At 70.2% G+C, this 22,365-nt stretch carries 24 protein-coding genes and 1 tRNA gene; 21 read left to right on the plus strand and 4 right to left on the minus strand.

From position 1 onward, the window contains the following. Window positions 1–54 precede the first annotated feature (54 nt). From FV234_RS11190 to FV234_RS11205, 4 genes are all read left to right on the plus strand, one after another. Window positions 55–1,323, plus strand: a complete 1,269-nt coding sequence (locus FV234_RS11190; RefSeq protein ID WP_147764102.1) for an adenosylmethionine--8-amino-7-oxononanoate transaminase — start codon at window positions 55–57, stop codon at window positions 1,321–1,323. Window positions 1,324–1,444: 121 nt separating this feature from the next. Beyond that, window positions 1,445–1,843 carry a response regulator gene (locus FV234_RS11195; protein ID WP_147751108.1) on the plus strand — a complete coding sequence of 133 codons (399 nt, stop codon included), beginning with the start codon at window positions 1,445–1,447 and terminating at the stop codon, window positions 1,841–1,843. A gap of 281 nt (window positions 1,844–2,124) precedes the next feature. Further along, window positions 2,125–2,709, plus strand: coding sequence for a MarR family winged helix-turn-helix transcriptional regulator (locus tag FV234_RS11200; RefSeq protein ID WP_147829364.1), 585 nt, complete (start codon window positions 2,125–2,127; stop codon window positions 2,707–2,709). 55 nt (window positions 2,710–2,764) lie between these two features. Next, window positions 2,765–3,178, plus strand: a complete 414-nt coding sequence (locus FV234_RS11205; protein WP_147764103.1) for a hypothetical protein — start codon at window positions 2,765–2,767, stop codon at window positions 3,176–3,178. Window positions 3,179–3,220: 42 nt separating this feature from the next. On the opposite strand, the gene FV234_RS11210 is transcribed toward FV234_RS11205, so the two are convergent. Further along, on the minus strand, window positions 3,221–3,727 hold the full coding sequence (locus tag FV234_RS11210) for a hypothetical protein (protein WP_147764104.1): 507 nt from the start codon (window positions 3,725–3,727) through the stop codon (window positions 3,221–3,223). A gap of 360 nt (window positions 3,728–4,087) precedes the next feature. Here FV234_RS11210 and FV234_RS11215 point away from each other — a divergent pair, with 360 nt between their 5' ends. From FV234_RS11215 to FV234_RS11265, 12 genes are all read left to right on the plus strand, one after another. After that, a complete protein-coding gene (locus FV234_RS11215; protein WP_147829366.1) occupies window positions 4,088–5,626 on the plus strand; it encodes an ABC transporter substrate-binding protein in 1,539 nt (512 codons plus the stop codon). A 24-nt stretch (window positions 5,627–5,650) separates the two neighbouring features. Further along, on the plus strand, window positions 5,651–6,628 hold the full coding sequence (locus FV234_RS11220) for an ABC transporter permease (RefSeq protein WP_147751111.1): 978 nt from the start codon (window positions 5,651–5,653) through the stop codon (window positions 6,626–6,628). After that, window positions 6,625–7,560: an ABC transporter permease gene (locus tag FV234_RS11225; protein WP_147764105.1), complete on the plus strand. Its 936-nt coding sequence runs from the start codon at window positions 6,625–6,627 to the stop codon at window positions 7,558–7,560. The genes FV234_RS11220 and FV234_RS11225 overlap by 4 nt, the downstream gene beginning before the upstream one ends. Continuing rightward, window positions 7,557–8,537: an ABC transporter ATP-binding protein gene (locus FV234_RS11230; RefSeq protein ID WP_147829303.1), complete on the plus strand. Its 981-nt coding sequence runs from the start codon at window positions 7,557–7,559 to the stop codon at window positions 8,535–8,537. The genes FV234_RS11225 and FV234_RS11230 overlap by 4 nt, the downstream gene beginning before the upstream one ends. Next, complete coding sequence (locus FV234_RS11235; RefSeq protein WP_147829305.1) at window positions 8,534–9,526, plus strand: oligopeptide/dipeptide ABC transporter ATP-binding protein; 993 nt, start codon at window positions 8,534–8,536, stop codon at window positions 9,524–9,526. The genes FV234_RS11230 and FV234_RS11235 overlap by 4 nt, the downstream gene beginning before the upstream one ends. Before the next feature lie 49 nt (window positions 9,527–9,575). After that, window positions 9,576–11,030, plus strand: a complete 1,455-nt coding sequence (locus tag FV234_RS11240) for an amidase (protein WP_147829307.1) — start codon at window positions 9,576–9,578, stop codon at window positions 11,028–11,030. A 147-nt stretch (window positions 11,031–11,177) separates the two neighbouring features. Next, window positions 11,178–12,083, plus strand: a complete 906-nt coding sequence (locus FV234_RS11245) for a MipA/OmpV family protein (RefSeq protein ID WP_147829310.1) — start codon at window positions 11,178–11,180, stop codon at window positions 12,081–12,083. Window positions 12,084–12,167: 84 nt separating this feature from the next. After that, entirely contained in the window at window positions 12,168–12,512 is a 345-nt protein-coding gene (locus tag FV234_RS11250; RefSeq protein ID WP_147829312.1) for a hypothetical protein, read from the plus strand. A gap of 110 nt (window positions 12,513–12,622) precedes the next feature. Further along, window positions 12,623–12,712 (plus strand) — tRNA-Ser (locus FV234_RS11255). Window positions 12,713–12,904: 192 nt separating this feature from the next. Then, on the plus strand, window positions 12,905–13,069 hold the full coding sequence (locus FV234_RS26650) for a hypothetical protein (protein ID WP_246686176.1): 165 nt from the start codon (window positions 12,905–12,907) through the stop codon (window positions 13,067–13,069). Between the two features lie 3 nt (window positions 13,070–13,072). Then, window positions 13,073–13,357 (plus strand): hypothetical protein, encoded by a 285-nt coding sequence (locus tag FV234_RS11260; protein WP_246686177.1) that lies wholly within the window; start codon window positions 13,073–13,075, stop codon window positions 13,355–13,357. A gap of 172 nt (window positions 13,358–13,529) precedes the next feature. Then, window positions 13,530–13,733 carry a hypothetical protein gene (locus FV234_RS11265; RefSeq protein ID WP_147763852.1) on the plus strand — a complete coding sequence of 68 codons (204 nt, stop codon included), beginning with the start codon at window positions 13,530–13,532 and terminating at the stop codon, window positions 13,731–13,733. Between the two features lie 20 nt (window positions 13,734–13,753). Here the strand turns inward: FV234_RS11265 and FV234_RS11270 are convergent, their stop codons facing one another. Beyond that, the gene (locus FV234_RS11270) at window positions 13,754–14,041 is read right to left on the minus strand and encodes an MTH1187 family thiamine-binding protein (protein WP_147763851.1); all 288 of its coding nucleotides are present in this window, start codon (window positions 14,039–14,041) and stop codon (window positions 13,754–13,756) included. 177 nt (window positions 14,042–14,218) lie between these two features. Here FV234_RS11270 and FV234_RS11275 point away from each other — a divergent pair, with 177 nt between their 5' ends. Together FV234_RS11275 and FV234_RS11280 are read left to right on the plus strand one after the other, a co-directional pair. Further along, window positions 14,219–14,986 (plus strand): lytic transglycosylase domain-containing protein, encoded by a 768-nt coding sequence (locus FV234_RS11275; protein ID WP_238271984.1) that lies wholly within the window; start codon window positions 14,219–14,221, stop codon window positions 14,984–14,986. Between the two features lie 225 nt (window positions 14,987–15,211). Continuing rightward, window positions 15,212–16,375 carry a DUF2778 domain-containing protein gene (locus FV234_RS11280; protein WP_147829314.1) on the plus strand — a complete coding sequence of 388 codons (1,164 nt, stop codon included), beginning with the start codon at window positions 15,212–15,214 and terminating at the stop codon, window positions 16,373–16,375. Window positions 16,376–16,384: 9 nt separating this feature from the next. On the opposite strand, the gene FV234_RS11285 is transcribed toward FV234_RS11280, so the two are convergent. After that, window positions 16,385–17,593, minus strand: a complete 1,209-nt coding sequence (locus FV234_RS11285) for an oxalate decarboxylase family bicupin (RefSeq protein ID WP_147829316.1) — start codon at window positions 17,591–17,593, stop codon at window positions 16,385–16,387. A gap of 247 nt (window positions 17,594–17,840) precedes the next feature. Here FV234_RS11285 and FV234_RS11290 point away from each other — a divergent pair, with 247 nt between their 5' ends. Both FV234_RS11290 and FV234_RS11295 read left to right on the plus strand, forming a co-directional pair. Continuing rightward, window positions 17,841–18,536 carry a response regulator transcription factor gene (locus FV234_RS11290; protein WP_147829318.1) on the plus strand — a complete coding sequence of 232 codons (696 nt, stop codon included), beginning with the start codon at window positions 17,841–17,843 and terminating at the stop codon, window positions 18,534–18,536. 40 nt (window positions 18,537–18,576) lie between these two features. Then, the gene (locus FV234_RS11295) at window positions 18,577–20,010 is read left to right on the plus strand and encodes a HAMP domain-containing sensor histidine kinase (RefSeq protein WP_147829320.1); all 1,434 of its coding nucleotides are present in this window, start codon (window positions 18,577–18,579) and stop codon (window positions 20,008–20,010) included. Window positions 20,011–20,193: 183 nt separating this feature from the next. On the opposite strand, the gene FV234_RS11300 is transcribed toward FV234_RS11295, so the two are convergent. Beyond that, window positions 20,194–20,784, minus strand: coding sequence for a hypothetical protein (locus tag FV234_RS11300; RefSeq protein WP_348643057.1), 591 nt, complete (start codon window positions 20,782–20,784; stop codon window positions 20,194–20,196). Between the two features lie 178 nt (window positions 20,785–20,962). Here FV234_RS11300 and FV234_RS11305 point away from each other — a divergent pair, with 178 nt between their 5' ends. Further along, the gene (locus FV234_RS11305) at window positions 20,963–22,324 is read left to right on the plus strand and encodes a nucleotide sugar dehydrogenase (protein ID WP_147829322.1); all 1,362 of its coding nucleotides are present in this window, start codon (window positions 20,963–20,965) and stop codon (window positions 22,322–22,324) included. Window positions 22,325–22,365 lie beyond the last annotated feature (41 nt).

Raw genomic sequence — 22,365 nt, forward strand, 5'->3', positions numbered from 1 at the left:
TCAAGTCGCGCGCGGAGGTTGACCGGCGCGCCGCGGGCCAGCATCGATCGGCGCATGGCGACGGACGATCCGAGCGCCGCCCACCTGTGGCGGCCCTACACCCAGATGAAGCAAGCGGCGCCGCCGCTGGAGGCGGTGCGCACGCACGGGTCGCGCATCGTGCTCGCAAACGGGCGCGAGCTCGTCGACGGCATCGCCTCATGGTGGACGGCGGTGCACGGCTACAATCATTCCCACATCGCCGCCGCGGTGGCTGGACAGCTCGGCACCATGCCGCACGTGATGTTCGGCGGCCTGACGCACGCTCCGGCCGAGCGGCTGGCGAGCCGGCTCGCCGCCCTCCTGCCCGGCGATTTGAACCACGTGTTCTTCACCGATTCCGGTTCGGTCGCGGTCGAGGTGGCGTTGAAGATGGCGGTGCAGCTCTGGCTGAACCGCGGCGAGGCCGGGCGCACCCGCATCCTCGCGTTCCGCGGCGGCTACCACGGCGACACCATGGGCGCGATGTCGGTCTGCGACCCCGAGGAGGGCATGCATCGCCGCTTCGGCGCCTTCCTGCCGAGCCAGGTCTTCTGTGACCTGCCGCGGACCGAAGCGGAGACGGCCGCCCTCGACGGCGTCCTGGCGCGCCACCGCACCGAGCTCGCCGCGGTGATCGTCGAGCCGCTGGTGCAGGGTGCCGGCGGCATGCGGATGCATCCGCCCGAGGTGCTGGCGACGATCGCGCGCCTCGCGCGCCGGCACGGCCTGCCGCTGATCCTCGACGAGATCTTCACCGGTTTCGGCCGCACCGGCACGCTGTTCGCCTGCGAGCAGGCCGGCATCGTGCCCGACATCCTGTGCCTGTCGAAGGCGCTGACCGGTGGGACGATGGCGCTCGCCGCCACGGTCGCGACGCACGCGGTGTTCTCCGGGTTCTGGTCGGACGACGCGAGCGCCGCGCTGATGCACGGACCGACCTTCATGGCCAACCCGCTGGCCTGCGCGGCCGCCAACGCCAGCCTCGACCTGTTCGCCAGCGAGCCGCGGCTGGAGCAGGCCCAAGCGATCGGCGCCCGCCTCGCCGACGGCCTCGAAGCGTTGCGCGGGCGGCCGGGCATCGCCGAGGTGCGCACGCTCGGCGCGATCGGCGCCGTCCAGTTCACCCGGCCGCCGGACCTCGGCGCCCTCAAGGCGCGCTTCGTGGAGCGCGGCGTCTGGGTCCGCCCGTTCGGCGACATCGTCTACCTGACGCCGGCCCTGACCATCGAACGCGGCGACCTCGACCAGCTGATCGAGGCCGTGGTCGCGGTCGCCGGATCGGTCGGGACGACGGCCGGCTGACGACCTGTCGGCAACCCCCGATTCGCACTGCAACCGGAACGCCCCTCTGCCGTTGGACATCGAGAACGACGGTGCGGCGGGGGGCGCGTCCCGGCCGCGCCTCCGGACCGAAACGCTGGAGATGCACATCGTGACGAGCGAGCAGACGAGTCCCCAGGAAGACCGGCCCGTGATCCTGCTCGTCGAGGACGAGGCGCTGACCATCATGGACCTCGGCGACGTGCTCGAGGGGGGCGGCTACGAGACGGTGCAATGCGCCTCGGCCGAGCGGGCGATGAGCATCCTGCAAGCGCGGCCGGACATCTGCGGCCTCGTCACCGACGTGGAGCTGTCCGGCAAGGCCAACGGCTTCGACCTCGCCAGCTCGGTCGCCGAGGCACGGCCCAAGCTGCCGATCCTCATCGTCTCGGGCCGCGCCGCGCCGGACCCGGCGCGGATGCCGGAGGGCGCGCACTTCATCGCCCGCCCGTGCAGCGGCGAGGACATCCTCGACCAGCTCCGCCGCCTGATGCCCTGCTGAGCGGGGGATCGCCGCCGCCACCGTCATCCCAGCTTCACACGCCCGAGGCACAGCCGACCGAGAACGATGTCGGCCCCCGCGCGGGGCCGGACTTTCGGCGTGTTCGGTCGTGTTGTGCGGGGTATGGGATGTCAGCGGCGGATGAGATACCGGCAGCCGCGCCGGTCATCGACAACCCGGGACTGCCCGTGAACGGCAAGGCGAAGAACCGGAAGGACGAGCGGCACGCCGCCGACGCGCCGCGAGCCAAGCGGAAGGGCCGCCCCAGCGAGGTGGCGCCCATCGTCGAGGCTTCCGCCGTCGATGCGCCGAGCGCGAAAACTGCGGAGACCAAGCGCGTCGGAGCCAAGCCGCCGGGCGCCAAGAGCGTCGGGTGGGCGCTTGTCCAGGCCGCGCGGCTGCATCGGGCTCGAATCGGCGACCGGCTCGCGACCCTCGATCTCTTCGCCGGCCAGGAGCAGGTGGTGCAGGTGCTGGCGGCGTCGGGCACCATGACGATGGGCGACCTCGCGGCCACGTTGCGCGTGCGTCCGCCGACCGCATCGAAGACGATCTCGCGGCTGGCCGCCCTCGGCTTCGTGGAGCGCCGGGCGGAAGCCGGAGACGGGCGCATCGTTCGCGTGCGCCTCACCGAGGCAGGGCTGGCCAAGGCCGAGGCGATCGAGGGCATCTGGGACGCCGTCGAGGCGGAATTGCTCTCCGGCTTCGACGGCAAGGAGCGCCGCCGCCTGCGCAAGCTGTTGCGCAAGGCCGCCAAGGGCCTCGCCGAGGCCGGCGGCCTCACCGGGCACGAGACCGAGGCGGATGCCGAAATCGAGGCCGACGAGGACGAGACCGAGCCCCTGGTCGTCGCGCCCGCGCCCTGACGCCGAGAATTTCGAGACCGTTGGACAACGGGAGCGCGGCCGGTACGCTGCCGGAATGCGCACGCCCCTCGCCATCGGCCTCGCAACCGCGGCACTGCTCGCCGGACCCGGCATCGCCGAGACGACTCCGGTCGCCGATACCATGCCGAAGCGGGTCGGCGCGTGCGCCACGACGGTCATCACCGCGATCGGGACGCGCTTCGGCGACACGCTCGTGCGGCCGAAGAGCAAGGACGCCGACGACGGCACCGGCGTGGTGCTCAAGAACGGCGTCTACGGCGTGTCCTATCAATTCGTCCCCGAGGTCGCGAACGCCCGCGTCGGCGACCCGGTCAGAACCTGCCTGGTCTCGGTTCCGAAGGGATGCCCCGAGGGCGACGACCGAGGAAAGGTCTACACGACGACCAACCTGCGCACGCAGGAATCCTGGACGCTCGCCGATTCACAGCACCTCTGCGGCGGCGCCTGACCGGACCAGCCGCGAAGGCTTGTCCCGTCGGGCGCTGTCGGCCTACCGGCCGAGCGGCTGGATGCTCTCAGCGATCGCCTTGAGCTGCGAGGCGTACTTCTTCTCGCCGGCGGGCGATCCCCAATACGACAGCATGCCGACCTTGGTCTCGGACAGGATGATGATCGACAGGCTCACCTTGGTCGGGCCGTCCTTGTCGACGCCGTCCCAGCCGAGGTCGACCACGTCGAAGCCGTTGACCTTGGCCTCGGTCTTCTTCTGCGACTTCGGATCGATCTTCACGCCGCTCTCGGCGAAGAACTTCACTCCCTCGACGATGGCGTTCTCGAGGTTCTTCAGGTTCTGGACCTCGAAGGCGACGTAGATAGAAGCATCCGGCGACGTCGCCTGGGCGCCCTTGTCGATCTCCTCAGGTGACCACGCATTCGGCAGGTCGATGGTCACGATCGGCTTGGCATCAGGTAGCTCGAACGGCTTGGCGAGCGCACCCGATGTTGTGCCGACCAACAGACCGGCGACGACCGCCGTCATCAAAACGATGTTCTTCAAGACAACCTCCACCGTCGCCGAAGACGGCGCTCGGAATACAGCCCTGACCGACGTCGCGCGAGGAGTCGAGACCGGTTCCGAGGTCATGCACGGATCGTGCGCTCGCGCCGTCACGGAATCGGCGCACCCGGTGGCACGAGTCCCGCATAGGGGGTTGCGATCCCTGCATACGCCGTCGACGACGGCGCGCGGATGACGGATCACCCGGAATGATACGACGGACGGTTGACCCGGCTCTATTTTCCTAGGCATCCAGAGTGGGTCGATCCTGCCGATGCCCATCGCTTGAGGGAGTTGCGTTTGTCGATTTCACGGATCCGGACGTTGGCGGCGGCCACCAGCCTCGCCATCGCGCTCGGCATGGCGCCGGCTCAGGCCGCGAACGTCTTCCGCTTCGCCTTCCAAGGCGACATCAAGTCCTTGGACCCGTATTCGCTGAAGGAAAGCTTCACGATCGGCATGCACGCCGCGGTCTACGACGCGCTGATCACCCGCGACAAAGACCTGAACCTCGCCCCCGGCCTGGCCGAATCCTGGGAGACGCCGGAGCCGACGCGCTGGCGCTTCCACCTGCGCAAGAACGTGAAATTTCACGACGGCTCGCCCTTCACCGCCGACGACGTGCTGTTCTCCGCCGACCGGGTGCGCGCTTCGGGATCGAGCTTCACCACCAACATCCCCTCGGACGCCAAGTTCGTGAAGGTCGACGACCACACCGTCGACATGGTGCTGTCGAAGCCGAACCCGATCGCGCTGTACCAGTTCTCGACCTGGTACATCATGTCGAAGGCTTGGGCGGAGAAGAACGGCGCCGTCGCGCCCTCCCCCGTCAGCGCGTCGGCCCCGAGCTATGCGACCCTGCACGAGAACGGCACCGGCCCGTTCGTGATCACCGAGCATCAGCCCGGCGTCCGCACGGTGTTCAAGAAGTTCCCCGGCTACTGGGGCAAGGTCGAGTCGAACCTCGACGAGGCGGTGTTCACGACCATCTCGAACGACGCGACCCGCGTCGCGGCACTGATCGGCGGCGAGGTCGACTGGATCGACCCGGTGCCGCTGCAGGACCAGCAGCGCGTCAACGCCAGCGGCACCGCCACGGTGATGACCGGGCCAGAGCTGCGCACGATCTTCCTCGGGATGGATCAGGTCCGAGACGAGCTCAAGGATTCGAGCGTCAAGGGCAAGAACCCGTTCAAGGACGTGCGCGTGCGCGAGGCGATGTACCTCGCCATCGACGAGGACACGATCGCCAAGCGCGTCATGCGCGGGCAGGCGACGCCGAGCGCGCTGATGATCGCGCCCTCGCTCTACGCCCGCTCGGCCGAGTTCAAGCGCCCGGCGACCGACGCCAAGAAGGCCAAGGCGCTGCTCGCCGAGGCGGGCTACCCGGACGGCTTCACCGTGCCGATGGATTGCCCGAACGACCGCTACGTCAACGACGAGGCGATCTGCCAGGCGGTGGTCTCGATGCTCGCCCGCGTCGGCGTCAAGGTGAACCTCAACGCCCAGCCGAAGGCCAAGTACTTCGCCAAGGTTTTGGCGCCGAACTACGACACCTCGTTCTACCTGCTGGGCTGGACGCCCTCCTCGCAGGACAGCCACAACATCCTCTACGAGATGGTCGGCTGCCGTACCGATCCGAAGTCGAGCCGCGGCGGCTGGAACCTCGGCGGCTACTGCAACACCAAGCTCGACGCCATCGCCGACCAGGTCGAGGGCGAGACCGACCCGGCCAAGCGCGACCAGGAGATCATGGACGGCTTCGAGATCCTGCAGAAGGATTGGGCCGTGATCCCGCTGCACCAGCAGGCCTTGGCCTGGGGCGTCTCGAAGAAGGTGACGCTGACCCAGCGGCCCGACAACCTGCTGCTGCTCTACTGGGTATCGAAGCAGCCGTGAGGCGGGGCGTGGAGGGTTGAACCCATGCTAGCCTTCATCCTCCGCCGCCTTCTGCAATCGGTCGTGGTGCTCGCCGTCGTCGGGCTGATCGCCTTCTCGATGTTCCGGTTCGCGGGCGACCCCGTGAACCAGATCGTCGGCGTCGACACGCCGGTCTCCGAGCGCACCGAGATTCGCAAGAGCCTCGGCCTCGACGATTCCACGGCGGTGCAGGCGGCCCGCTACGCCGCCAACGTGCTGCGGGGCGATTTCGGGATCTCGTACCAGTTCCGCCAGCCGGTCTCGCACCTGCTGGCGGAGCGGATGCCCGCGACCCTCGAGCTGGCTTTGTGCGCGACGGTCTTCGCGCTCGTCGTCGGCATCCTCATGGGCGTCTACTGCGCGCTCCACCGCGAGACGGTGCTGGCCAAGCTGTTCCTCGCGGTCTCGCTCGCGGGCGTCAGCCTGCCGACCTTCCTGATCGGCATCCTGCTGATCTTCCTGTTCTCGGTGACGCTCGGCTGGCTCCCTTCCTTCGGTCGCGGCGACACGGTGCGGCTCGGCTGGTGGACCACCGGCTTCCTGACGGTCTCGGGGCTTCGCGCCCTGATCCTGCCCGCGATCACCCTGGGGCTGTTCCAGATGACCCTGATCATGCGCCTCGTCCGCGCCGAGATGCTGGAGGTGCTGCGCGCCGACTACATCCGCTTCGCCCGCGCCCGCGGCCTCACCACCCGCGCGATCCATTTCGGGCACGCGCTGAAGAACACGCTGGTCCCGGTCATCACCATCGCCGGGCTGCAGCTCGGTTCGGTGATCGCCTTCTCGATCATCACCGAGACGGTGTTCCAGTGGCCGGGCATGGGGCTGCTGTTCGTGCAGGCGGTGCAGAACGTCGACATCCCGATCATGGCCGCCTACCTGCTGCTCGTTGCGGCGATCTTCGTGGCGATCAACCTCGCCGTCGACGTGCTCTACACCATCGTCGACCCGCGCCTGCGACTTGCGGGGCGCACCGCATGAGCCTCGCTTCCGCGACGCCGCCTTCGCGCTGGGCCAAGTTCCTCGATTCCGACGTGTTCGCGAGCTTCCGCCGCTCGAAGCTCGCGATGGCGGCGCTCGCCGTCACGGTGCTGTTCTTCGCGCTCGCCATCGCCGCCCCGTGGATCTCGCCGCAGAACCCCTACGATCCAGCGCAACTCGACCTGATCAACTCCAACCTTCCGCCGATCTGGAGTCCCGACGGCCAATCCCCGTTCCTCGTGGGCACCGACGACCAGGGGCGCGACGTCCTCTCGGCGGTGTTCTACGGCTTGCGCCTCTCGCTCGTCGTCGGCCTGCTCGGCGTCCTCGTCTCGGGCACCCTCGGCGTCGCGCTCGGGCTGATCGCGGGCTATTTCGGCGGATTCGTCGACACGCTCATCATGCGCGTCGCCGACGTGCAGCTCACCTTCCCGGCAATCCTGATCGCCCTCGTCGTCGACGGCGTCGCCAAGGCCGCGGCCGGCGGCGGGCTCGACACCAACGCGACGATCGGGCTGATCGTGGTCTCGATCGGACTGTCGTTCTGGGTCCAGTACGCCCGCACCGTGCGCTCCTCGGTGTTGGTCGAGAAGAACAAGGACTACGTCCAGGCCGGGCGCCTGATCGGCCTGTCCTCGCCGGTGATCATGGTCCGCCACGTCCTGCCGAACGTGCTCGGGCCGGTCTTCGTCATCGCCACGATCAACCTCGCGCTGGCGATCATCACCGAGGCGACCCTGTCGTTCCTCGGCACCGGCCTCCCCGAGACCATGCCGTCGCTCGGCACCCTGATCCGCACCGGCAACCGCTTCCTGTTCTCCGGCGAGTGGTGGATCGTCGCCTTCCCCGGCCTGGCGCTCGCCGGGCTGGTGCTGGCGATCAACCTGCTCGGCGACTGGCTCCGCGACGCGCTGAACCCGAAGCTGCAATGACAGAGCCAGTCCTCTCCGTCCGCGACCTGCGCGTCGAGTTCGCGACGCGCCGCGGCGTCCTCAAGGCGATCGACGGCGTGTCCTTCGACATCGCGCGGGGCGAAATCTTGGGCGTCGTCGGCGAGTCCGGCGCCGGGAAATCCGTCACCGGCGCTGCGGTGATCGGGTTGATCGACCCGCCCGGCCGGATCGCCGGCGGCGAGATCCGGCTCGGGGGCGAGCGCATCGACAACCTGCCGCCGGAAAAGATGCGGCGCATCCGCGGCCGGCGCATCGGCATGATCTTCCAGGACCCGCTGACGAGCCTCAACCCGCTCTACCGCATCGGCCGCCAGATCATCGAGACCGTGCAGACCCATACCGACCTCTCGGCCAAGGCCGCGCGGACGCGGGCGATCGACCTCCTCGCCGAGGTCGGCATCCCGGCGCCCGAGCGGCGGATCGACGGCTACCCGCACGAGTTCTCCGGCGGCATGCGCCAGCGCGTGGTGATCGCGCTCGCGCTCGCGGCCGAGCCCGAACTGATCATCGCCGACGAGCCCACGACGGCGCTCGACGTCTCGGTGCAGGCGCAGATCATCACCCTGCTCAAGCGCCTCGGCCGCGACCACGGCACCGCGGTGATGCTGGTGACCCACGACATGGGCGTGATCGCGGAGGCTGCCGACCGCGTCGCGGTGATGTATTCGGGTCGCGTCGCCGAGATCGGCCCGGTCCGCGCCGTCGTCGGCGACCCGCTCCACCCCTATGCCAAGGGCCTGATGGGCGCGATCCCGACGCTGACCCAGGACACCGGGCGCCTCGCCCAGATCCCGGGCGCGATGCCGCGCCTGACGGCGATTCCCCCCGGCTGCGCCTTCAACCCGCGCTGCCCGAAGGTCTTCGCCCGCTGCCGCGTGGAGCGGCCCGACCCGATCCCGGTCGGCGAGCACCGCGTCGCCTGCCATCTCTACGATCGCGACGAGGTGGCGGCATGAGCGGGCCCACCCCTTACGTCGAGGTCGAGGGCCTGCGGCGGCTGTTCGACGTCTCGAAGCCCTGGCTCAACCGGATGATCGAACGGAAGCCGAAGCAGTGGCTGAAGGCGGTCGACGGCGTCGGCTTCACGATCCAGCGCGGCGAGACCTTCGCCCTCGTCGGCGAATCCGGCTCCGGCAAGTCGACCGTGGCGCGGATGGTGGTCGGGCTGCTGCCGCCGAGCGCGGGCGACGTGCGCATCACCGGCGTCTCGATGACCGATCCGGCGCAAGGCGCGGCCCGCCGCCAGCTGCGACGGCGCATCCAGATGGTGTTCCAGGACCCCTACGCCTCGATGAACCCGCGCTGGCGGGTGGGCAAGATCGTCGCCGAGCCGATCCGCGCCTTCGACCTGATCCAGGGCGAGGCGGCCATCGCCGCCCGCGTCGGCGAATTGCTCACCCTCGTCGGCCTGCATCCCGACGACCGGGTGAAGTACCCGCACGAATTCTCCGGCGGCCAGCGCCAGCGCGTCGCCATCGCCCGCGCGCTCGCCTCGGAGGCCGAGTTCCTCGTCGGCGACGAGCCGACCTCGGCCCTCGACGTCTCGGTGCAGGCGCAGATCCTGAACCTGATGCGCGACCTGCAGGACCGGCTCGGGCTGACCTACCTGTTCATCAGCCACAACCTCGCCGTGGTGCGCCACATGGCGACGCGCATCGGCGTGATGTATCTCGGCCGCGTGGTCGAGATCGGCGGCGGGCGCGAGCTGTTCACGCGCCCCAAGCACCCCTACACGCGGATGCTGCTCGACGCGGTGCCCGATATCGGCCTCACCGGGCGGCAGCGCACGCCGGTCTCCGGCGAGATCCCCAACCCGATCGACCCGCCGCCGGGTTGCAGCTTCAACCCGCGCTGCCCCTTCGCCAACGACCGCTGCCGCGCCGAAGTGCCGGCGCTGATCGAGGGCGTCGCCTGCCACGCCTATCAGGAACGCCGGCTGACCTGAGCGCCTACATGCCGTGCTGCCCCTTGCCATCCTGCGCGGTGGAGACCGCATGACCGCGTCAGCCCTCCCCTCCGACATCCTGGAGATGAGCGCCGTGGCGCTCTCGGCCGCGATCCATGCCAGGACGGTGTCCTGCGTCGAGGTCATGCGCGCCACCCTCGCGCAGATCGCGCGGTACAACCCAGCGGTGAACGCGATCGTCGCGCTTCAGGACCCGGTCCAGCTCCTCGCGGAAGCCGCCGAGCGCGACGCGCGCCTCGCCCGCGGCGAGAGCGCCAGCCCGCTCCATGGCTTTCCGCTGGCGGTGAAGGATTTCGATCCGGTACGCGGCCTGCCGTTCTCGCAGGGCTCGCCGATCTTCCGCCACCGGATCGCGCCGGCCGACTCGATCATGGCCGGGCGGTTTCGCTGCGGCGGCGTGGTCTTCACCGGCAAGACCAACATCCCGGAATTCGGCCTCGGCTCGCACACCTACAACCCGGTCCACGGCGCCACCGCGAACGCCTACGACCAACGCAAGTCCGCCGGCGGTTCGAGCGGGGGCGCCGCGGTGTCGGTGGCTTTGCGGATGCAGCCGGTGGCCGACGGCAGCGACCACGCCGGCAGCCTGCGCAACCCGCCGGCCTTCAACAACCTGTTCGGCCTTCGCACCTGCTACGGCCGCATCCCGATCGCGACGCCGGACGTGTTCGCGCCGGGCTTCGGCGTCTCCGGCGCGATCGGCCGCTCGCCGGCCGACATCGGCCTGATGCTGTCGGTGCAGGCCGGCGCCGACCCGCGCGTGCCGTACTCGATCCCGCAGGACCCAGGCATCTTCGCCGAGGACCTGAAGCGCGACGTCTCCGGCACCCGGATCGCGTGGCTCGGCGACTTCGGCGGCCAGATCCCCTTCGAGCCCGGCGTGCTCGACCTCGGCGTCGCCGCACTGTCCGCCTTCGAGGTGGTCGGCTGCCGCGTCGAACACGCCGTCCCGGCCTTCGACATGGAGCGGCTGTGGCGCGCCTACGTGCTGCTGCGCGCCTGCGCCAACGCGGCGACCCTGCATCCGCTCTACGAGGACCCGGCGCACCGGGCCCTGCTCAAGCCGGAGGCCGTCTGGGAGGTGGAGCAGGGCATGGCGCTCACCGCCGACGCGGTGCGGATGGCGCAGGAGACCCGCACCGCCTGGTACGAGACCGTGCGCCTCTTCATGGAGCGCTTCGACTTTCTGGTGATGCCGAGCGCGCAGGTCTTCCCCTTCGCGATCGAAGCCGACTGGCCGAAGCAGGTCGGCGGGCGCGCGATGGACACCTACCACCGCTGGATGCAGGTGGTGATCCCGGCGACCATGAGCGGCCTGCCGGCCCTCAACGTCCCGGCCGGCTTCGGCCCCGGCGGCCTGCCGACCGGCATCCAGGTCGTCGGCCGCAACCACGGCGAATTGGACTGCCTGCGTCTCGGCGCGGCCTACGACGCGGCCACCAACTGGGTCTCGCGACGGCCGCCGCCCTTGCTCGCGGCCTGATCGCAACGGCCCGGGACCGGGACGCTGCGGACGCATTTCACGCAAGCTGGGCCGGTTCGTTGCGGCGCGGACACAATCCGTTTTTTTGCGGTCGCGAGAGGATGAAACGCGGGCGAAGCAGGGGCCGGCATGTCTATAAGATCGGTCATGAGCAATGCGGTTCGCCCTTCCTCGAAGCCGCATGCGGCCTCCGTCGCCTCGAAGCCGCATGCGGCCTCCCTCGGCATTTCTGCCGGCCTGTTGGCCGTGCTGCTCGGTGGGACGGCGCTCGCCGCCGACCTCGGGGCGATCATGCCGCGAGCGGTGCCGAGCTTCTCGCAGGTCGACCCGGACACCTGGGTCGTCACGCTGACGGGCAACCTGCAGTTCACGCCGCGCTATCCCGGCTCCGAGGACTACACGGTCATCGGCTACCCGGCGATCGACGTGCGCCGGGCCGGCGAGCCCCGCCGCTTCGCCGCGCCGGACGACGGATTCAGCTTCTCGCTCTACGACAACGCCGTGTTCCGCATCGGCCCGACCGCGCGCTTCGTGCCGGGCCGCTATTACGGCGACGACCGCCGCCACCTCTTCGGCTTCCGGGACGCGCGCTTCGCCGTCGAGCCCGGCCTGTTCATCGAGTTCTTTCCGATTCCGTCGATCCGCACCCGGGTCGAAGTGCGGCAGGGCGTGTACGGCCACCACGGCACCGTCGGCTCGGTCGGGGCGGACTACATCCTGCCGGTCGACCAGTTCCAGTTCTCGATCGGGCCGCGCCTGAACATCGGCGACGCGTCGTACGCGCGCAAATACTTCGGCGTCACCGCCGACGAAGCCATCGCGAACGGCCGGGTCACCGCCTACGATCCGGGCAGCTTCTTCTCGGCGGGCGTGCTCGGCGCCGTCACCTACACCCAGGACGCGACGTGGGCCTATACCGGCTACGCCGGCTACACCCGCATCCTCGGCTCCTCCGGCGACAGCCCCCTGGTGCGGCGCCCGTTCGGCGACCCGAACCAGTTCCTGTTCGGCCTGAAGGTCGACTACTCCTTCACCACGCGATCCTGGTTCTGACGCCGGAGGCGACCGACTGAAGGTTCCGCGCCTGCATCGAACGGCATGATTGACCAGTGTGCCGGTCTCGGGCGACAGGGACCGATGCAACCGTTCTTTCGCGTCACGGCTTGGCTCGTGGTGGCCGCGCTCGTCTTCGTCACCCTGTCGCCGATCGGTCTGCGGCCCTCCGTGGCACCCGCCAACGTCGAGCGGGCGCTGGCCTACGGCGCGCTCGGGATGCTGTTCGTCCTCGCCTACCCGCGCCGCTGGCCGGTGGTGCTCGCCGGCGTCGTCGCCCTCGCCGCGATCCTCGAACTCGGGCAGGGCCTGACCCTGACCCGCCACGGCCGCCTTTCCGACTTCCTGGTGAAGGGCGGCGCGGCGATGCTCGGCACCGTCCTCGCTCTCGCCGCGACCTCGATCGCCTCCCGCCGCACGCGCTCGTGAGCCCGAACGGTCAAGCCGCTTGCACGCGGGCGACGCGGCGGGTACAGCACGCCACCCGGTCGAACCGTCCGCCGCCCGCCTAAAGCGGGGCGCGGCCCTCCACCGGGTCCGGAGGGGTGGCCGAGTGGTTGAAGGCGCACGCCTGGAAAGTGTGTATACCGGAAACGGTATCGCGGGTTCGAATCCCGCTCCCTCCGCCACGAACCGCTGATCGTCTCGCGTTCGCTCGGCACTCGACTTTCAACCCAGCTTCCATCGATCGCGTCGGATCCGCCATCCGCTTCCGTCGGAGCACGCCTCTCGTCGGCCAGTGCGCGTCGGCAGCGCGGTGTGGTAGGCAGGCCACCGACTCGGCACCGGCAAGTCCGTCGACCGAAGAGGGAGGACATAGCGTGCGCAAGGCAAACACCGCTCCGGCGGGCATCGTGGTGGGAGCCGTGTGGCTCCTCGCGGCCGGCGTCTCGCCGGCCCAGGCGCAGCTCGATACCGTGAACACGATCCCCTGTGCGCAGGAGGGCGGCGTTTGCCGGATGCCGCATCCGACGAACGCGTATTAAGGCGTGCCGGGCAAGACCAACGGCCGCCCGTTCCCGCAGGGCGGCGTCATCGCCTGCAACACCCAGACCTTCGGCGATCCCGCGCCCGGCCAACGCAAGAGCTGCTGGTATGCGCCGAAACTCGTCGACAACCGCCGCGGCAATTCCGGGGGATACGGCGGCTACGGCGCGGACGACCGCTCGGGCTACCGCGGGCGCGACCGCGACTACGACCGTCCGACGCGTCGATCGGAGGAATACGACGCGCCGCGCCGGCGCTATCGCGGCGAGCCGGACGACGACGAGTAGGGATCGCAACGCCGTCGGCGTTCCGCGATCGGCAGGAAAGTGCCGATCGCGGAACGCCAAGGTGCGCTGGAGCACCACGCCGCGGCAGTGTCGGGCGCAGGAAACATTCGTGCAATCCGCGGTGCTTAACCGTCGGTGCGATCGGTGACCTGACGACGGCGAGGCAGCACACATGACGACCGCGACCCGGCTCCTGCACCTTCCCGTCGTCCTCGTGGCCCTCGCCTTCGCCGCGACGCCCCTGGCGAGCCCCCTCCTCCTGGCGCTCGCCGCCTTCGCCGGCGGGCTGCTCCTGGCCTATCGCTGCCTGGCCGACCTGATGTCGGCGGAGCACGAGACCACGGTGGGCCAGACGGTATTTCGCCACTACCTCTGAGCGAGGAAGTCCGGACCGGGCTACGACACCGCGGTCAGCTTGTCGGCCATCGTCTGCGCCTTGTCCCGGCGCGACGAGAACGCCATCGTGAAGAACACGCGCTGCACGCCGAGCTCGGTCAGGCGCGCCTCGCACAGCTCGATCAGGCGGCAGATGTCGGCGAGCTCGCCCTCGATGTTGGTGCCGTTGGCGTGCATCTCGGCGTTCAGCCCGCTCGTCTCCAGGATCGCCTTGATCTCGCGGACGTAGGACGACACCGAGGGGCCGACGCCCATCGGCACGATGCACAGATCTGCAACAACCTTCATGAACTTGTCCTCGGTGGCGAACCTGGGGTTATGTCCGGCGGCATCGCCCGCTACATAGCGAGCCACAATCCGGAAAGCCGGCCCGGTGCCGTTCTGGCCGAACCGTGCCGCGTTTCCCAGCCCGACCCCGCCTTTGCGATGGAGATCTCCGTGACCGACACCAAGCGCCGCAGCACACTGGCGGCCGTCGCCGCGGTGGCGCTCGCCTGTCTCGCCGGAGGCGCCGAGGCGGCCCAATGCGGCAACTCGGCCGCCGGCTTCGAGGCCTGGAAGTCTCAGTTCGCCCAGGAGGCCCAGGGCCGCGCCAGCGCCGCGAGCCTCGCGGCGCTCCGCGAGACCAACTATTCCACGGCCACCATCTCGGCCGATCGCGGCCAGAAAAGCTTCAAGCTCTCGCTCGACCAGTTCCTGGCCAAACGCGGCGCGACCACGATCGTCTCCCGTGGGCGGGCGCTGAAGCGCCAGAACGCGGCCCTGTTCGCGCAGATCGAGCAGCGCTACGGCGTCCCCCCAGGGCCGCTCCTGGCGATCTGGGGCATGGAGACCGGGTTCGGCGCCGTGCGCGGCAACGTCAACACGCTGTCGGCGGTGGCGACGCTGGCCTACGATTGCCGCCGCTCGGCCTACTTCACCGACCAGCTCTATGCGGCGCTCACCCTCGTCGATCGCGGCATGCTCTCGTCCAGCACCCGCGGCGCGGCGCATGGCGAGGTCGGGCACACCCAGTTCCTGCCGAAGAACGTGCTGACCTACGGGACCGGCGACCTCAACAACGTCGGCGCGGCGCTCAGCTCCACCGCGAATTTCCTGAAGGGCCACGGCTGGCAGGCCGGGGCCGGCTACCAGCCCGGCGAGCCGAACTTCGCTGCGCTCCAGGGCTGGAACGCCGCCACGGTGTACCAGCGCGCGATCGCGCAGATGGGCCGGCAGATCGACGGCGAATAGGACCAGCGCCTGATCGCACCGCCGAAGCGATGAATCAGGGCCGAGAACCGCCACGATTCATCCTCGGTCAACCATAATCCCGCCCCGGAAAAGCCGGGCGGGCTGGGCCTTTTGCCCTCTCGGCCGATCGGGCCGGGAGGGTGCCGGTCCGACCGCACGCACGGACGCGTCCGGCGACAGCGGCTCGGGATCGACGGCATCCGTATCGAAACGGGCGCCGTCCTCATGGTTCGAGACCCCCTCGCAGAAGCCCCTTCCGCCCAAGAGCTGTTCCCGGCGCAACGCCATCGTTCGAACGCCGGCCTTCGGCGCCTCGCCCTGAGGGCGGCATCGGTCGCGGCGGTCGCCGCCCTGGTCTCCGGGAGCGTCGTCCTCGGCGGCCTGCCGCGCGGGCCGACAATCACCGAGGCGCTGGTCGCCTCGACGGATCCGGTAACGAGCGAAGCGGCGGAGGAGCCGGCTCCGACGCTCGGCGCGGAGGCCCGGCAGCGCTGGCGCGAAGCGCTGCTCGAAGCCTTCCCCGACTGGTCCGCCGGGCGGCCGCAGGCCCCGTCCGAGCAAACATCGCCCGAGCAGGCGTCCCCCACCCCGTTCGCGCAGCAGGAGCCGGCCCCGCAGGACCCGTCCCCAGCGACGCCCGGCCTTCCGGCGCAGACGGTGCCGCTGCCGGTGCCGCGCCCGCCCGAATTCCGGCGCCCGGCCGGCACCGAGACGACGCGCCGCGCCGACAGGCAGGCGTCGCGCCGCACCCGGACCGCGGCGATCCCGGCGCCCGCCCCCGACGACCGCAACTTCCTGGAAAAGTTCTTCGGGATCGAGCGCACGTCGACGCCGGCCATGGCCTACGCCGCCCTCGAGACGCCGTCGCCCGCGACCCTGCCGCGGCAGCGGATCGTGCCCCCGGCGAACCCCGACCCGGCGGCGGTCGCCGTCTACGACATCAGCGCGCGCATCGTGACGCTGCCCAACGGCACGAAGCTGGAAGCGCATTCCGGCCTCGGCGAGATCATGGACGACCCGCGCAACGCCCACGTGCGCATGCGGGGCGCGACGCCGCCCGGCACCTACGACCTCACCGAGCGGGAGGACCTGTTCCACGGCGTCCGCGCGATCCGCCTCACCCCCGTCAGCGGCAGCGGTGCGGTCTACGGCCGGGTCGGCCTCCTCGCCCACACCTACATGCTCGGGCCGACCGGCGCCTCGAACGGCTGCGTCTCGTTCAAGGACTACCAGGCGTTCCTGCAGGCCTACCTGCGGGGCGAGATCCAGCGCCTCGTCGTCGTGCCGGGCCGCGGCCAGGACGCACCGCCGAGCGTCGCGCAGCAGGCGCCGCCGAGCGCCACCCCGCCCGGCCCGGCCCGTTCGGCCCGCCTCGGCACCGACGCGTAAGCCGCCTTCTTACAGCGGCACGACCGGCCCCTTCTTCGCCGACAGGCCGTCGATCAGCTTCGGATCGATCCGGGTGTGCGCCTGGACGAGGGCGTGCGGCGTCAGCGCCATCCACTGGCGCAGCGACAGGTCGGCGTAGCGCGGGCTCTTGAACATCTCGAGGAAGGTCAGCGGCGTGTCGCCGGTGTTCTCGATGTAGTGGCCCATGGCGAACGGCACGTAGCCGACGTCGCCGGCCTGATAGTCGAAGGTGCGGGCCTTCGATTCCGAGCCGAACACCGTCATCCGCCCCTTGGCCGAGAGGTAGTACTGCCACGCGTCGCCGTTCGGGTTCCAGTGCAGCTCGCGCATCGCGCCGGGCTCCAGCTCGACGAGGACCGCCGCGATCGTCTCCGAGGCGGGGAAGTTCGACGTGTCGGTGATCCGCACCGTCCCGCCCTTCGTGCGGATCGGCTCCTGCGCCAGCATCCGATGGCTGAACGCTTTCGGGATCGGGCCGGCCCCGCCCATGCGGTCGCCGGCCAGCGGGCCCGGCTTCGGGCCGGGGAAGATGTAGAGTTCGCGCTCCGGGATGTTCGCGAAGGCGCTCTCGGGCAGGCCGAAGTTCTTGGCGAGCACGTCCTTCGGGGTGTGCGCGAGCCAGTCGGTGATCAGGAAGGTCGAATCCTCCGAGAAGCCGCCGTCGTCGAACGCCAGCAGGAATTCGCAGCCGTCGACGTCCGATTCGAGCGCCTGGATCGAGTGCGGGATGCCCGAGGGGGAGTACCAGAGGTCGCCCTCGCCGACGTCGTCGGCGAAGGTGCGGCCCTCCGCGTCGATCGCGGTGATCCGGGCCCGGCCCTTGATCATGTGGGACCACTCGGCCTCCTTGTGCCAATGCATCTCGCGTACCGCGTTGGCCTTGAGGCGCATGGTCACGCCGGCCATCGCCTTGGAGATCGGCAGTTCGCGCACGGTGGTCTGGCGCGCCCAGCCGCCCTCCTCCAACCGCATGTGGCTGTCGGCGAAGGACCATTTCAGGTTCGGCATGGTGCCGTGATCCGTCGTGGGCGGCGCGACCGTGTTGGGGTCTTCCGCCTCGCGCGCCGGGTTGCGCGGCCCGAGCACGTCGGCGCCCTTGCCGGCCCGCTCCAGCGACGGCCCCTCGGCGGCGCGGGCGCCTCCGACGGCGAGCGCGGTGCCGGCGGCGATCAGGGTGCGGCGTGAGATGTCGTTCATGCGGGCTGTCCTTGAAATCCGATGCGCTCGGCGGGGCAGGACAAGCCGAAGGCCCACGATCCGATCCCCGCCCGCCCGCATGGCTGCCGCGCGGAACCGGCGAACCTGTCCGAACCGTCATCTTTTCGCGATGCTCCGGTCATCCGGGCGGTTCCAGGATGCGGGCGACCGATCGGAGGAGGACAGCCGGATCGTGAACGTCCAGACCCATTCCGCCCCGTCCCGGTCCGCGCTATGGACCGAACCCATGCGGCTCCTGATCATCGAGGACGATCGCGAGGCGGTCTCCTACCTCGTCAAGGCGTTCCGGGAGGCCGGCCACGTCGCCGACCACGCGACCGACGGCCTCGACGGCTACGGCCTCGCCTGCGACGGCGCCTACGACGTGCTGATCGTCGATCGCATGCTGCCGAAGCTCGACGGGCTCTCGCTGATCCGGTCGCTGCGCGAGCAGGCGGTGACGACGCCGGTGCTGATCCTGTCCGCGCTCGGGCAGGTCGACGACCGGGTGAAGGGCCTGCGCGCCGGCGGCGACGACTACCTGCCCAAGCCCTACGCGTTCTCCGAGCTGCTCGCCCGCATCGAGGTGCTCGCCCGCCGCGGCGGCGCCTCGGGCGCGAGCGCCGAGGCCACCGCCTACCGCGTCGGCGACCTCGAGCTCGACAGGCTGTCCCATCGCGTGACCCGGGCCGGCCAGGACGTGGCGCTGCAGCCGCGCGAGTTCCGGCTGCTCGAATACCTGATGCGCCATGCCGGCCAGGTGGTGACCCGGACGATGCTGCTGGAGCACGTCTGGGACTACCACTTCGACCCGCAGACCAACGTCATCGACGTCCACGTCTCGCGCCTCAGGGCCAAGCTCGACAAGGGCTCCGCAACGCCGATGATCCACACGATCCGCGGCGCCGGCTACATCCTGCGCGCCGACGAGGCGCGGGCGTAGTGACGACGGCCGTCCCTTCGCCGTCGCGAATCCCAACCCCGTGACGCCGCACGCCTCGGCGCCGGACGGCCCCCTCACGCGCATCCAGAAACTGTTCCGGACGACGGCGTTCAAGCTGTCGATCGCCTACCTCGTCGTGTTCGCGGCCTGCGCCGGGGTCGCGCTCGGCACCATCGCCTGGAGCGCGCGGCGCGTGCTCGACGACCAGATCGTCTCGACGATCGACGCCGAGATCAACGGGCTCGCCGAGCAGTACAACGGCGGCGGGCTGCGCCGGCTGATCGGGGCTGTCGAGCGGCGCGCGGCCGAGCCGGGCGCTTCGCTCTACCTCGTGACCACGGCCAACGGCGACCACGTGGTCGGCAACGTCGGCGACCTGCCCGCGAGCGTGCTGGCGACGCCGGGACAGGCCGAGACCACCTACGGCCGCAGCCGCGAGACGCAGGGCCGCGAGACCCACCGGGCGATCGTGCGGATCTTCACCCTGCCGGGGGGCTTTCGCCTGCTCGTCGGGCGCGACGTGGAGGAGCGCGACCGCCTGCGCGGGGTCATCGCCAGCACCCTCGGCACCTCGCTCGCCGTCGTGGTCCTGCTCGGGGTGATCGGCGGGTGGGTGGTCGCCAGCCGCGTGCTGAAGCGGGTCGACGCCATGACCGAGACCGCCGGCACCATCATGGCGGGGGATCTCGGCCGGCGCCTGCCGGTAGCGGGCAACGGCGACGAGCTCGATCGCCTCGCCCAGAACCTCAACCTGATGCTGGAGCGGATCGGCGAGCTGATGCGCGGCCTGCGCGAGGTCTCCGACAACATCGCCCACGACCTCAAGACGCCGCTGACCCGGCTGCGCAACCGCGCCGACGAGGCGCTCCGCGGCGAACGCTCGCCGGACGCCCTGCGCGCCGCGCTCGACGGCGTGATCGAGGACAGCGACGGTCTGATCCGGGTCTTCAACGCCTTGCTGATGATCGCGCGCCTGGAGGCCGGCAACGTCCGCGAGATGATGGCGCCCGTCGACCTCGGGCCGGTGGTGCGGGCGATCGGCGAACTCTACGAGGCGCTGGCCGAGGAGCGCGGCCTGCACCTCACCGTCTCGGCGCCGGACGGCCTGATCATCGACGGCAACCGCGAGCTCGCGGGGCAGGCGCTCGCCAACCTCGTCGACAACGCCATCAAGTACGGCGCGGGAACCGCTTCCGGCGGCGACGGCACGATCGCGGTGGCGGCCGAGCGGGCCGGCTCCGAGATCGTCGTCACGGTGGCCGACTGCGGACCCGGCATCCCGGAGGCCGAGCGCGGACGCGTCCTCGACCGCTTCGTGCGCCTGGAGGACGCCCGCTCGGCGCCCGGCTTCGGACTGGGCCTGAGCCTCGTCGCCGCGGTCGTCCGGCTACACCAGGGCCGCCTGACCCTGGCCGACAACGCACCGGGCCTACGCGTCGCGATCGCCCTGCCGGCGGCGGAGACTTCCGCCTGAACGGTCTGATCCGGCGGCGACCAGGGCTTCATCGCGACGCCGATATTACCCTCGACTCAGCCGACGAAATCGGCCTTCCTTTCGTAGCGATCGATCGCGAACGCGTTCTGACGAACCTTTTCAGCGTTCGACGACCGCCTGCCGAGCCTGGCCCGCAGGGCGCCGTGCGGCAGCGCCAGCCGTTCAGTGCGCCTCCGGCGCCTCGTCGGCCTCGACGTCCGCGTCGTCGGCCGGTGCGGCGTCCTCGTCACCGTCCTCATCACCGTCCTCGGCATCGGATTCGGGATCGGCCTCGGACGGCGCGGCTTTGGCGATGCTGATGAAGTCGCCCCGGCGGATGGCCTCGCCGCTGGAGGCCATGGCGCTGAGGTAGGCGTTCAGCGTGGCCGGCGCGACGTCGGGCAGGCGCTGGGCCACCTGTGCGGTGGAAAGCCCCTGCGGGCCGGCGCTTTCGAGCAGCGCCCGCAGGCGGCCCTTGGCGGAGTTCGCCCGGGGCCCGCGCGGGCCGCGGGTCGAGGGCTGTCCGCTCGAGGCGGCGCGGTCGGCGTTTCTGCGGGCCGGGCCGTCGGCGACGGAGACGGCGTCCAGGGGCGTGTTCTCGACGATCGAGCGCAGAGCGCCCTCGGCCATCTGCAGCTTCGCCAGCTCGGTGCCGATCCGCTCGTATTCGGCCTGAAGGAGATCGCGGCGCTGGCTGATCTCCGCAAGTGCCTTCGTGATGGTGTGATCTTCCGCCATGACCGCCTCTACTCTCGAACGACGGCCATAACCCATAGCCGTCTTGACCGGTCAAGACCTTCATCTGCACCGGACACGATCGGCCTGGAAAACCTTCCGCACCGATGCCCCCGCACTGGCCTGAAGACGTGGAGCGGGTAAGACATGCATCGGATCCGGCATCCGGGCTTCTGTGCCCGGTCCGTCCACGGGGACAGGCGATGGACACCCTTCGATGAGCGAAGCCCGACCCGCCGGCCCCCGCCTCTCGGTCGAGGAGGCGGTCGCGCGTTTCGCGGGCGGCGCCGCGATCCTTGGGGTGATCGGCTTAGGGTATGTCGGCCTGCCGCTCTGCCTCGCGGCCGCAGGGGCCGGGTTCGACGTGGTCGGGTTCGACATCGATGCCGACAAGCCGACGACGTTGATGCGCGGCGAGACCTACCTCGAGCACATCCCGGCCGACGCGGTGGCGGCGGCTGTGAGGTCCGGCCGCTTCCGCGCCACCGCCGACTTCGACGGCTTGGCGGCGGTGGACGCCATCCTGATCTGCGTACCGACCCCGCTGACCCTGCAGCGCGAACCGGACCTGTCTTTCATCCGCACGACCACCCAGGAGATCGCCAGGCGGCTGCGGCCGGGGCAGCTCGTCGTGCTCGAATCCACGACCTGGCCGGGTACCACCGACCAAGTCGTGCGACCCCTGCTCGAAGCGCTCACCGGCCATCGCAGCGGAACGGATTTCTACCTCGCCTTCTCGCCGGAGCGCGAGGACCCCGGCAACGCCTCCTTCAGCACCGCGACGATCCCGAAGATCGTCGGCGGCGACGGGCCGGACGCGGCGCGGCTCGCCGAGGCGCTCTACGCGCGCTTCGTCGCCCGGACGGTGATGGTGTCGTCCACCGCGACGGCGGAGGCGACGAAGCTGACGGAGAACATCTTCCGCGCCGTCAACATCGCACTGGTCAACGAGCTGAAGGTGATCTTCGACGCGATGGGCATCGACGTCTGGGAGGTGATCGAGGCGGCCAAGACAAAACCCTTCGGCTTCACGCCGTTCTATCCCGGACCCGGCCTCGGCGGGCACTGCATCCCGATCGATCCGTTCTACCTGACGTGGAAGGCGCGCGAGTTCGGCATCGCGACCCGGTTCATCGAGCTCGCCGGCGAGATCAACCAGCAGATGCCGGGCTTCGTGCTCGACAAGCTCGTCCGCGCCCTCGACGCCCATGCCGGCCGCGGCCTGTCCGGCAGCCGCATCCTGATCGTGGGCTTGGCCTACAAGAAGAACATCTCCGACATCCGCGAGAGCCCCGCGCTCAAGCTCTGGACGATGCTGCAGGCCCGCGGCGCGCAGGTCGACTACCACGACCCCTTCGTGCCGGCGGTTCCGACCACCCGCGCCTACAAGGCCTTGAAGGGCGCGACCTCCACGGCGCTCACGGCCGAGACGCTGTCGGCGTTCCACGCCGTCCTCATCGTCACCGACCACGACGCGATCGATTACGCGGCGATCTGCGACAGCGGCGTGATCGTCGTCGATTGCCGCAACGCGCTTCGCAGCCGGGGCCTGACGGGGGCGAACGTCGTTCCGGCGTGATGGAAGCTTACTTTGCGCTCGCCCGTCGCGAGCAACGCTGT

The sequence above is a fragment of the Methylobacterium sp. WL8 genome (assembly GCF_008040045.1).
Lineage (GTDB): Bacteria > Pseudomonadota > Alphaproteobacteria > Rhizobiales > Beijerinckiaceae > Methylobacterium > Methylobacterium cerastii.